General features: G+C 34.8%; 10 protein-coding genes and 1 riboswitch. Of the genes, 5 read left to right on the forward strand and 5 right to left on the reverse strand.

What is annotated here, in order from left to right:
• Positions 1-157: 157 nt before the first annotated feature.
• Both BFA01S_RS18160 and BFA01S_RS18165 read right to left on the reverse strand, forming a co-directional pair.
• A complete protein-coding gene (locus BFA01S_RS18160) occupies positions 158-1519 on the reverse strand; it encodes a nucleobase:cation symporter-2 family protein (RefSeq protein ID WP_082800071.1) in 1362 nt (453 codons plus the stop codon).
• Positions 1520-2234: 715 nt separating this feature from the next.
• Positions 2235-3134 (reverse strand): TetR/AcrR family transcriptional regulator, encoded by a 900-nt coding sequence (locus BFA01S_RS18165; RefSeq protein WP_066234058.1) that lies wholly within the window; start codon positions 3132-3134, stop codon positions 2235-2237.
• 190 nt (positions 3135-3324) lie between these two features.
• Between BFA01S_RS18165 and BFA01S_RS18170 the strand changes: the two genes are divergently transcribed.
• Positions 3325-4845 (forward strand): DHA2 family efflux MFS transporter permease subunit, encoded by a 1521-nt coding sequence (locus BFA01S_RS18170; RefSeq protein ID WP_066234061.1) that lies wholly within the window; start codon positions 3325-3327, stop codon positions 4843-4845.
• A 52-nt stretch (positions 4846-4897) separates the two neighbouring features.
• Here the strand turns inward: BFA01S_RS18170 and BFA01S_RS22940 are convergent, their stop codons facing one another.
• The gene (locus tag BFA01S_RS22940) at positions 4898-5071 is read right to left on the reverse strand and encodes an SE1832 family protein (protein ID WP_169800505.1); all 174 of its coding nucleotides are present in this window, start codon (positions 5069-5071) and stop codon (positions 4898-4900) included.
• Positions 5072-5088: 17 nt separating this feature from the next.
• Entirely contained in the window at positions 5089-5553 is a 465-nt protein-coding gene (locus BFA01S_RS18175) for a low molecular weight protein-tyrosine-phosphatase (RefSeq protein WP_066234063.1), read from the reverse strand.
• A gap of 143 nt (positions 5554-5696) precedes the next feature.
• Positions 5697-5877: riboswitch (cobalamin riboswitch) on the forward strand.
• 110 nt (positions 5878-5987) lie between these two features.
• Here BFA01S_RS18175 and cobT point away from each other — a divergent pair.
• From cobT to BFA01S_RS18190, 3 genes are all read left to right on the forward strand, one after another.
• Positions 5988-7037, forward strand: coding sequence for a nicotinate-nucleotide--dimethylbenzimidazole phosphoribosyltransferase (cobT, locus tag BFA01S_RS18180; RefSeq protein ID WP_066234067.1), 1050 nt, complete (start codon positions 5988-5990; stop codon positions 7035-7037).
• A gap of 254 nt (positions 7038-7291) precedes the next feature.
• The gene (locus tag BFA01S_RS18185; RefSeq protein ID WP_066234070.1) at positions 7292-8611 is read left to right on the forward strand and encodes a nucleobase:cation symporter-2 family protein; all 1320 of its coding nucleotides are present in this window, start codon (positions 7292-7294) and stop codon (positions 8609-8611) included.
• A 346-nt stretch (positions 8612-8957) separates the two neighbouring features.
• Complete coding sequence (locus BFA01S_RS18190; RefSeq protein WP_066234073.1) at positions 8958-9947, forward strand: diaminopimelate dehydrogenase; 990 nt, start codon at positions 8958-8960, stop codon at positions 9945-9947.
• A gap of 44 nt (positions 9948-9991) precedes the next feature.
• On the opposite strand, the gene BFA01S_RS18195 is transcribed toward BFA01S_RS18190, so the two are convergent.
• Positions 9992-10357, reverse strand: a complete 366-nt coding sequence (locus BFA01S_RS18195; protein ID WP_066234075.1) for a DUF4870 domain-containing protein — start codon at positions 10355-10357, stop codon at positions 9992-9994.
• Between the two features lie 358 nt (positions 10358-10715).
• Here BFA01S_RS18195 and BFA01S_RS18200 point away from each other — a divergent pair, with 358 nt between their 5' ends.
• Positions 10716-12143 (forward strand): 8-oxoguanine deaminase, encoded by a 1428-nt coding sequence (locus tag BFA01S_RS18200; RefSeq protein WP_066234078.1) that lies wholly within the window; start codon positions 10716-10718, stop codon positions 12141-12143.
• Positions 12144-12329: the final 186 nt, after the last annotated feature.

A 12329-nucleotide genomic window follows, 5' to 3' on the forward strand; every position in this document is an offset into this window, starting at 1 on the left:
CTGATAGAAGTTTCACTTTATTTGGATAATTTTTGTTTGTCTTTCTTAAAATTAAGCAGGGTGATAAAGGAATAAAGATTTTATAATATGAAAACCCCGTTTATCAAAATAATTGATAAACAGGGTTCTTTGGAGAAGTGAAACATCGATATTGAAATTATGATGCTTCACTTGCTATGGGTGTTTCCTTTGTATCCGAGCTTTTAAATTTTACTATAGTCTTAAAGTTAAGTACGAGGTTCATTAGTACAGCAGCAACACTCGCTGAGAATAAACCATTTGAAAATAACATTTCCAGCATCCAAGGCATTTTAGTAAATGCGTCAGCTGTATATTGTGAACCAACTCCGATTGCAGCACTTGTACCGATTATTATAGAGTTGTAATTCTCTGAGAAGTTAACTTTTGAAAGTATTGATATACCTGCAGCGATAACCATTCCAAATATTGCAAGCATTGCACCGCCACGTACAGATTGTGGTATAGCTGTAATCACAGCTGAAAATTTTGGTAAGAAACTTAGAACGATAAGCATAACACCAGTTGTAATTGGAACAAGACGGCTTTTAGCTCCACTTAACGCCATTACACCAATATTTTCATTTAAGAATGCATGTGGTACAGAGTTAAATGCACCAGATACTACTTGAGCAACAGCTTGTCCTCTTAATCCTCTAACAACAGTTTTAGTTGATGTTTGAGTTCCGAAAGTTTCGTCTATTATTGAGAATGAGCCAAAACATTGAATTAAATTGATAATACAGAAAACAGTCATTGTGAAAATAGCTGTTAAATCAAATACAGGAGTTCCAAAGTAGAATGGAGTTACTACTTGTCCCCAGCTAGCATTTGCTATTGGTTGAAAGTCGATCATTCCCAGGAAGCCTGCAATGACTGTACCAACAAAGAGCCCAATTAATATTGACATCGTTTTCATGAAACCTCGTCCAAATTTATGAAGCAGGACAATGATAGCTAACACGATTAATCCAACTATATAATTTTCAGGTGATCCGTAATTTTCTGAACCATGTCCACCTGCAAGCTCTTCAAAAGCTACCGGTGCAAGTGTAATCCCCATTATTGTAATAAATGTACCTGTAACTACTTTTGGAAATAATAAAAGCAATTTATCAAGGAAAAATGATAAAAGGATAATAATGATCCCTGAACCTATAATGGATCCGAAAAGAGTAGGCATTCCATATTGTTTTCCTATTAAAATCATCGGCCCAAGAGTAATGAAAGAAGATCCCATAACGAAAGGAAGTCTTGAACCTATTCCTTTGCTGACACCGATAACTTGAATTAAGATCGCTACCCCGCTTGTAAATAAAACAGCAGAAACTAAGTATGCAAGGCTTTTTGCATCAAGCCCAATAGCAGTTCCTATGATAACTGGAACGATAAATGATCCAACCATTGTCATTAGATGTTGAAAACCTAATGGTAATAGTTTTGCTAACGGTAATTTCTCATCAAAGACACCGTTTACAATTTTCGCTTTTTCTGTTTTCATGATTTGCCCCCTATAAATCCTTACACAATAAGTTATGCACTAATGTATAAGGTATTTCAGTATACAGTCACAACGAGCGGTGTGACCAATAGATAAGTAATTAAATTGTCTAAGTTACCATTTTATTCATAAAAATAACGCTTTCAAACTTTCCTAAAAAAGTAACCCTTCCATTTAATACTTTAGATAACATTATTTGTCTTTAATCATGAGAAGAAAAACTTTCATCTCCTTAAGATCATTCAAACATTTCATGATCAATAATGTTAGATTAAATGCAAAAATCTTATCCTTTTCGTCAAAATACAACATGTTTCGTCAAAATTCTTATTTTTATACACTCATTATTCTCCTATATTTTATCATTGTCAAGTAATTAAAATAATATAGCTTTAAATTTTAAATTTAATTTAAGTTTACTGGAAAAGATTATTTTAAATTATCTTGAGGTTAATAAATAAGAGCTAAAAATTGAATTTTAAAAACAATAATTATTTTAAACTAGATTTTATATGATTTACAAGAACTATTTTTAAATATTAAATGAACTTAATAATTGAAAACGGTAACAATTAAGTGATAATAGCAAATAGCCATTTTTAAAAAAAATTAGAAAATTAAAAATAAAAGAGACAGACTAAAGTAAAATTTTAATCTGTCTCTTTTATTTATTTCTATAAAATTGGGAAATATACAATTGAAAGTGGATCCCTTTTTAATTAGTTTTACCAATTTGATTAAAGTAATCTTGAATCAGTTGCTCAAGATATTGGAGCTCCTGTTTTTTTAGAAAAATATCACTATTGTTTAAGAATAAGATGGCGCTTTCAATTAGAAACTGACGTGGATTCTTTGAGTCAGATAACTCCTCTTGAATGAAATCTAATAGTTCTATATATTTTTCCTGCTCTTTACTATGATCCAGCATTTTTTTTAGGTCTAATACAATATTAGCCAGCTTTTTCTTAAAGTTTTCATTGCAATAGCTGCTGTTTGGCAGCCAATTATCTAAAAACTCCGGATTCAATAATTGATCCCCGGTTTTTGAAACTTCTTCAATCATCTTCACGATCCGTTCTACGCTATAACGAATAACTTGGTGAATGCTAACATTTGCTCCATATGCTGCATGATAATATTTAAGGTTATTTTGTAAAATTCCAGTAAACATAATTGCGGAATCTAATAAAAAAGGTTTTTTGCTTTCACCAAATATATCTATAAATCGATTATACAGCCAATTAATCATTTTAAAATTTCCGTATTTTATAGATTTTTTAAGTTCCGGATCATTTAAAACAAGTACTTCCTCAAAGAGAGAAATTAGTTTGTTGGCTCTATTCGTCTCCATTTGTAATTCGACCTGTTTAATGAAAATTTCAATATTGGAAGGATCTTGGCCAATGAGCAATTTGTTGCGGTCATGTTCCAGCTGCTCGTAGATCATTCTAAAAAGAGCAATTAATAGCTCACTCTTAGAGGAAAAATAATTATAAAATGTTCCTTTGGATATTCCGCTTATTTCTAATATGTCTTGAATAGATGTTGCTTGAAAACCTTTGTCTATAAATAATTGATGTGCCATTTTTATAACATGCTGTTTTCTTTTATTCATAACAATCACCTTTAATTATATTTGAACTGCCTGTATAGAATATATAGTACATGATTTTATTAACTCATACAAACTTAATAAAAATAAAGAGAAATACTGTTGAAATATTTGAACCGATAGTATAATATATAAATCTGGATAGAATATGAGTATAAAAAAATGAACTATAAGTATATAGAGGAGGAGAACAATGGATCATTCTATAAAAGAGAATAATGGTCCGAAATACGGGATTCTTATTATCCTGATGATCGGAGCTTTTATTGCTTTTTTAAACAATACTTTATTGAATATTGCACTGCCATCCATTATGAAGGACCTGGATGTCGGTACATCGACTGTTCAGTGGTTATCGACTGGATATATGTTAGTAAACGGGATTTTAATTCCGACTACAGCTTTTTTAATTCAGAAATATTCTGTTAGACATTTGTTTCTTACCGCTATGTTGCTATTCTCAGCAGGGTCTATTGCTGCCGGGTTTGCCCACGTATTTCCTCTCTTATTAGCAGGTCGGATGATTCAAGCAGCTGGTTCAGCAATTTTAATGCCGTTGTTAATGAATGTCATGTTAACAAGCTTTCCTGTAGAAAAAAGGGGAGCAGCAATGGGGGTTTTTGGCTTAGTTATGATGGGGGCACCAGCCATTGGTCCAACTTTATCAGGCTGGATAGTAGAACATTATGACTGGAGAATGCTTTTCCATTTCATAACTCCAATTGCTGTTGGTATCTTATTAGTTGGCTTTTTCTTATTAAAAGATAAAAAAGAGAAAATTGATGTTCGTATTGATGGTTTTTCCGTTCTATTATCAAGTTTAGGGTTCGGAGGATTATTATACGGCTTCAGTACTGCAGGCAGTAAAGGATGGGATAGCCCGCAAGTATATGTAACTCTCATTGTTGGTGTTATTTCATTAGCCTGGTTTATATTACGCCAATTAAAAATGGAAAGCCCAATGCTTAACTTTAAAATTTATAAATATCCTATGTTTGCTTTATCGTCAGCTATTTCTATCGTTATTACGATGGCGATGTTTTCAGGAATGATGCTTCTGCCAATTTATGTTCAGACGATACGAGGAATCTCTCCTTTTGATGCAGGGTTAATGTTATTGCCAGGAGCAATTTTAATGGCGGTTATGTCACCAATTACAGGAAGATTGTTCGATAAATTTGGTGGAAGAGGATTAGCTGTTATTGGCTTAGCGATTACAGTAGTTACAAGTTATTACTTCAGTACATTAACTGTTGATACCACTTATACAGAATTAATTATTTTGTACTCTTTACGCATGTTTGGTATGTCTATGGTAATGATGCCTGTTTCAACAAATGGATTAAATCAATTGCCAAAACGTTACTATCCACACGGTACGGCAATGAATAGTACGATACAGCAAGTTTCCGGAGCTATCGGTACAGCATTACTAGTAACAATTATGTCTAATCGTACAGAATCACATGCTAAACAATTAATGGAAGAAGGAATGAAGAATCTAACAGGGCAGCCAACACCTGAGGTATTAGCTGCGATGAAACAGCAGATTCTTATGAAAGCAATGTTAGAAGGTATTAATTTTGCGTTCTTCGTTACAGTGTTTATTGCTGCTGTTGCACTTATTTTAGCTTTCTTCATTAAGAGGGCTAAACAGGAAGAAGATATAATCAGCGGAGAGCAAGCTGGTAAGGAAATGAAAGCTATAAATTAGCAGGGAACTAGACTGATAGAAAAGCAGGGACTGTTGAAGTCCCTGCTTTTTATTACTCCCGCAGTCTTTTTCTTAGCTCGCTTAACTCTTCTTCGATAGAGGCGATCTGCTTTTCAAGAGGTGACAGTTTTCCATCTACAGATTCTAATTTCTCCAAATCATTTTGAAGACGGATGTAATCAAGCTTTAATTCGCTAATTCGATATTCAATTTCTTTTTTATCCATATACTATACCTCGCTTTTTATAGATGATGTTCTATGCGGATTTTTTCAAGCAATGCTTTGCAGCCTTCTGTAACAAGATCGTATGTTTCTTGAAAATCTCCAGTATAATACGGATCTGGGACATCTTTTTTATGATCAGTTAAATCAAGCAGCCGAATAATTTTTGGATGATTAGGCTGACCTGTCATTTCATAAATATTTGTTATATTGCTTTCATCCATACCGACTATGTAATCAAACTTTTCAAAATCACCCTTTGCAAGCTGACGCCCTGCCATACCATCTGCCGAGACGTTGTATTCTTTTAAAATAGCAAGTGTCCCTTTATGAGGCGGTGATCCGATATGCCACGAACTTGTAGCGGCAGAATCTACAGTAATTTTGTTGTTAAGTTTTTCTTTCTTTATCAGGTCGCGAAATAATGCTTCAGCCATCGGAGAACGGCAAATGTTACCGAGACAAACAAATAGAACGTTAATCAATGTAATAACTCCTTTTTTTCTTTATTATATATTACTCCTTGTCATACTGGAAATTTTTAAATCCCTCATATGCTTTTAAAGCAAATTCTCTTTTTCCTCATTGACTAAAAAACATTTATATTGTAGTTTAAGTGTGGATAAAAAGTTTAATAAAAGCAGTAGGTGCCTCTTTTAGAGGAGAATAGGGAATGAAGTGAAAGTCTTCAGCGGTCCCGCCACTGTAAGGGGGAGTTTCATTAAAGAATCCACTGGATATTAAATCTGGGAAGGAATAATGAAATGTTGAACCTAAGTCAGGAGACCTGCCTATTTGCTTTATATTTGTAGATGATGGAAAAGTCTGCGGTTTATTTGCTATTTAAATAAATCGCAGGCTTTTATTTATATCCCCTGCTTATGGTTGGAGATTACTATATAAAAGGAGAGTACAGAACATGAGTTTATTGTATGAAACAATCAAAAAAATAGAGAACTTGGATCAAGAAATGATGGAGAAGGCGAGAGTAAGAGTTGATAATCTTATTAAACCTCCTAAAAGCTTAGGGAGATTAGAGGATATAGCCATACAGCTCGCTGGTATGACAGGAGATTTGTATCCTAAGGTTGATAATAAAGCAATTATTGTTATGGCTGCTGATCACGGTGTGTATAAAGAAGGAATTACTTGTAATCCGCAGGAAGTAACATTTGCACAAACGATGTTTTTTGCAAAAGGCTTAACAGGGGTATGTGCAGTAGGGAATGTATCCGGTGCGGAAATTGTTCCTGTTGATATCGGTATTAAGGGGGATTTGCCTGCTGATGCCGGAGTGATTATAAAGAAAATAAAGCATGGTACAGATAATATTGCAGAAGGGCCAGCAATGACAAGGAAAGAGGCAATTAGCGCTATTGAAGTTGGAATTGAAATAGCTAATGAACAGATAGGAAAAGGTGTTAATTTACTTGGTACAGGAGAGATGGGAATAGGAAATACGACCCCTAGTACAGCGATATTATCGGTTTTAGGGAATATCGATCCAATTGAAATTACAGGGACCGGAGCTGGAATCGGTAAAGGTGGAATTGAACATAAGGCTGCAGTTATTAGAAAGGCAATCGAAATTAACGAGCCAAACAGAACGGATGGAATAGATATACTAGCAAAAATTGGAGGACTTGAAATCGGCGGTATGGCTGGAGTTATGCTTGGAGCTGCAGCAAATCGTATTCCAGTTGTAGTTGACGGTTATATTTCAACTATTGCTGCTTTGATTGCAGTTTTAATTGAGCCAAAATCAAAAAAATATTTCATTGCTTCTCATGCTTCACGTGAACCAGGTGGCCAAAAAGCGAGTGAGCTACTTGGTATTAAGCCGATTATTTATATGGATCTGTGTCTTGGAGAAGGTTCTGGAGCGGCATTAGCTTTTCCTATTATAGAAGCAGCTTGTTCAATGATAAAAAATATGGCTACATTCGAAGATGTGGGAATGAAAATTTAATATTTTTCAGTAAAAAGCCGATAAATTAAATGTTAATCTTAATCTGTATTTGTATTGGGAATTAGCTTGTTTTTATTGAATATAAGCTAAGATATTCATTTGAGTTTATATATTTTAATTGCAATATACGAATTAAAAACAAGTATTTAATAAAAATGTTCGTAAATTCCCTTTTCTTTTTTCTTTATTTACATTAGAATACAGAATATGATTTATTTCGACATTGTTCTACAATAATGTCAAGGAGGAGTAATATGGAGAAACAGAAATCGAGTAATCTTATCGTCGGAGTAGATGAAAAGATTGGGGTAGGAAGAGCATTTTTATTAGGACTGCAACATGTGCTCGCAATGGACTTATATATCGTTCCAATTATTATTGCAGGTATCCTCGCAATGGATACAGGTAACACAGCATTTCTTATCCAGATGAGCTTTTTAGCTGCTGGTATTGCGACACTTATTCAAACTGGGAAAGGAATTAAACTTCCGGTAATGCAAGGTCCGTCTTATATTCCAATCGGTGCGTTAACAGCAATTGGAAGTAAACTAGGTTTAGGAGCTATGATAGGAAGTCTTATTCCAGGTGCTATTATTATTGCTTTATTCGGCTATCCTTTAAAATGGTTCGCAAAACTGGTACAGCGTTTTATCCCGGCTATCGTTGGGGGAACAGTTATTGCAGTTGTTGGAATTTCGTTAATGCCAGTAGCAATGACAGGTATTTTTACAGTGCAAGGTAATGTTCAGCACGGTATTATCGTGAGTGCTGTATCAGCAGTATTGTTAATTGTTTGTATGATGCTTGCTGTAAAGTTAAAAAAAGCAGGTGCAATTATTCGTTTAACTTCCGTTATTATTGCAATAGCAGGCGGTACAATCGTTGCTTCTATGTTTGGGATGGTAAGCTTTCAGCCGGTTGCTGAGGCAAAGTGGTTCTCATTGCCGACTTTTATGCCATTTGGTAAACCAGTGTTTGATATGAGTGCAATTTTTACGATGCTTGTTATTTATCTTATCCTTTTAATTGAAACAACAGGTACTTGGTTTGTTGTGTCTACTGTAACCGACAAAGAACTGACACCTGAGCATTTAAACCGTGGTGCTGTTGGGGAAGGGCTTGGATGTGCGGTAGGAGCATTGTTTGGTGGAACACCGATGACAGGTTATTCAACAAATGCCGGAATCATTGCTGTTACAGGCGTTGCCAGCAGAATGGCGATTATGGCAGGCGGTGTCATTTTAGTTGTTTTAGGATTAATGCCTAAGCTGATGAATGTCATTGCATGTATTCCAGGCGCAGTTATTAATGGTGTATTTGCTGTTGTTTGTGTTGTTATTGCGATGAATGGATTTAAAGTAATTCAAAATGTGAATATGAACGAACGTAATATGTTTGTTATTGGGTTACCGATTTTATTAACAATTGGTGCTTCAGTAATGCCAAAAGAACTTTTATACAGTTTACCAAGCTTCTTAAATTATATTTTTTCTTCTGGTATGGCAGTAGGTGCAATCAGTGCAGTATTGTTAAATATCGTTTTACCAAAGGAAAAAGAGAAAACGGCTTTATAGGCATTGTTATATAGAAGAAAACCTCTTTTGTTTCCAGTTTTTAAGTGCTGGGAAGAAAGAGGTTTTTTTCTAATTCATTGTTACCATATAAGATATATATATAAAATAACTTTTTCTGTAAAATATTGTTTTGAAGCATTTTTATTAATATGTTATATTTTTATTCCATGGCATATTTCTTTTAAATATAATGAAAAAGTAATATGGTTAGTATGTATGAAAAGTAAAAATCTTTTTTATCAAATTAGCACAAGCTATAATGATTTTGCATATTGATCATTTATGTGCGATGATAAAAAATATCATAAAGGACTTCAAGTCTTGTAGAAACTATGGAGGGAAAATGATGAGCAAACAAATCAAAGTAGGAATCATAGGTTACGGTAATCTTGGTAAAGGTGTTGTAGCATCTCTTAAGCAGTCTCCAGATATGGATCTTGTAGCTATTTTTACAAGAAGAGCACCTGAAAGTCTTTCTATTAATGAACCAAATGTGGAAGTTTTACATATTTCTGATGCAGAGAAATACAAAGATGAAATCGATGTTATGATTTTATGTGGTGGTTCTGCAACAGATCTTCCAGAGCAAACACCTGAATTTGCTAAAATGTTTAATACAATTGATAGCTTTGATACACATGCTAAAATCCCTGAATTCTTTGAATCAGTTGATGCAGTAGCGAAACAAAGCGGAAAAACAAGCATTATTTCTGTTGGCTGGGATCCAGGTTTATTCTCAATCAATCGTTTAATGTCAGAAGCTATTTTACCAGTTGGTGAAACATATTCTTTCTGGGGTAAAGGTGTAAGCCAAGGACATTCAGATGCGATCCGTCGTGTTGAAGGTGTAAAAAACGGTGTTCAATATACTATTCCGATTGAAGAGTCAGTTGAGAAAGTAAGACGCGGGGAAAATCCTGTATTAACAACAGCTGATAAACATCTTCGTGTTTGCTATGTAGTAGCAGAAGAAGGTGCTGATCAAGCGAAAATCGAATCAGATATTAAAACAATGCCTAACTACTTCGATGAGTATAAAACAGAAGTAAATTTCATTACAGAAGAAGAGTTAAAGTCAAACCACTCTAAATTACCGCATGGTGGATTTGTTATCCATAGTGGAAAAACAGGAGAAGACAACAATACACAAATTATTGAATATTCTCTTAAACTTGATAGCAACCCGGAATTTACAGCAAGTGTTCTTGTAGCATATGCACGTGCTGCATATCGTCTAAATAAAGAAGGACAAACTGGTGCGAAAACAGTTTATGATGTAGCGCCAGGTTACATTTCTCCAAAATCTGCTGCAGATTTAAGAAAAGAACTATTATAATTAGTCGAAAAAGAGCCTTTCATTTAGAGAGGCTCTTTTCTTTTTTACTTTAATTGTTTTAATACTAAATCGCCAACATAGGGTAATTTATAAAGCTCTCCTCTGAATGCCTGAATCATTAAAAGAATCCATAAAATTAAGGAAATAGGACCGATAAAGAAACTAATGATTCCGCCAATAAACGGAATGAAAGTTAGTACGGTATTTAAAACAGCAAGACCGCCAAAGATGAAAATGGACTGTATTGCATGAAAGCGAACGAAACGGTTTTCTTTTTCAGTGATGAGAAATATAATGCCGGTAATAAATCCTAAAACATAGCAAAGAAGACCTGCTACATTTTCTTCTAAACCTGAGGACGTCTTTTTAGGGTTTGGAGAGTTGTTACTTTCAGTTCCAGTTGGTTCCATTAACTTTTTTCCTCCTTTGGATTACTTTTACTATTCTTTATCGTAACGTTAGAAGGTTAAGATGGCATTACAATATCAATACAATTATGTTAAAAGCAACTAATTTTAATGATAAGTTATTGAAATATTTAAAAAATTCTATTAGAATTGTATTATCAGTTCGAAAATATAATACAAAGCTATTAAACTCAATTTTAATAAAATTGAGAGGCGGAATTTTCCGATTCATTCGTTTCGTTCGCCCCCTGTCTAATTTTAGACAGGGGGCTTTTTGTATCTATTAAAGGGGGTGATTGCTTTCAAACTCTGTTTATGTATATAGCTTCGTCTTAAAAAATTATTTAAAGGAGAGGTTTATATGGGAAGTTTATTAATAAAAAATGCAAGAAATATTATTACGATGGACGGGAAAAGACAAAGATTCCCTGGTGGCAGTATTTATATTGAGGACCAGGAAATTAAAGCAATCGGAACAGATATACCGTATGAAACAGCTGATACTGTTATTGATGCACGTGGGAAAATTATTTATCCAGGACTCATTAACACACATCATCATCTATACCAGACGTTTACGAGAAATATTCCGATGGCACAGGATTGTGAGCTTTTTGATTGGCTAATCACACTTTATGATATTTGGCGTCATATTAGACCAGAAGATATTTATTTAAGTGCAATGGTTGGTCTGGGAGAATTATTGAAAAGCGGCTGTACGACAGCAGCGGATCATTTTTATGTTTTTCCGGATGGAATTAGCGGAGAGTTAATTGATGAGGAGATTAGGGCTGCAGGAGAACTTGGAATTCGTTTTTTCCCGACGAGGGGTTCAATGAGTTTAGGGCGTTCCAATGGCGGACTTCCACCGGATGAGGTTGTCCAAACAGAGGGTGTTATTTTAAAAGATACGCAGAGAGTAATTGAGACATATCACGATAACAGCCGCTTTTCAATGGTTAGAGTTGGTGTAGCACCTTGCTCGCCATTCTCTGTGAGCAGAGATTTATTGAAAGAATCTGCGAATTTGGCTAGAAGTTATGGGGTTAGGATGCACACGCATTTAGCAGAGACAAAAGATGAAGAGAATTTCTGTTTAGAGAAACTCGGGCTTCGTCCATTGGAATTTATGGAGGATACCGGATGGGTAGGTGATGATGTCTGGTATGCACATGGTATTTGGTTTAATGATGATGAGATAATGAAGATGGGATCTTGCGGCTGTGGAGTTGCACATTGTCCAAGCAGTAATATGAAGCTTTCTTCTGGGACTTTTCCAATTATGAAAATGCTGCAAAACGGAGTGAAGGTTGGGTTGGGTGTCGATGGTTCTGCCTCTAATGATGCTTCGAGCATGTTAATGGAAGTTAAAATAATGAATCTCTTACACAAGCTTCAAGCAGGTTCGACTGCATTAAGTGCAGAAGACTGCTTATATGTCGCAACGAGAGGATCGTCGAAAGTTCTTGGATGGGAAGATGGTATCGGATCGTTAGAAGTTGGTAAAGCTGCGGATTTATTTATGGTTGATACTGGAAGGTTAGAATTTGCTGGTGCACTGTTTGATGATGCGTCGCTGCCGATTTTAACTGGTACATCTCAAGTCGATATGACCATTGTAGGTGGAAAGATTGTCGTGAAGGAAGGACGTTTAGTAAATATAGATGAAGAAAAACTTGCAATGAGAGCGCAAATAGCGGCAAGCAAAATGCTAGAAACTGCAGCAAAGCATACGAAAATGAACTATTATAAACCTCGTATACAAAGCTTTGAAAAACAATTATATTAATAAATTTGAGCAGTAAGACTCTCGCTTCAAAGTTCTAAAAATTCGAGGAAGTGAAGTAGGAGATCAACTGCCCGTAAAGTTCCCAGCAATGGAACACATACTAAGTTCGCCATATTACGTGAGTTTCATATTATTTACTGTATAATGTGAAAAATAGGGCTGTCCGATAAGTCTCTAATAAGTTTT

Source organism: Metabacillus fastidiosus NBRC 101226 (assembly GCF_001591625.1).
Classification (GTDB): Bacteria; Bacillota; Bacilli; order Bacillales; family Bacillaceae; genus Metabacillus; species Metabacillus fastidiosus.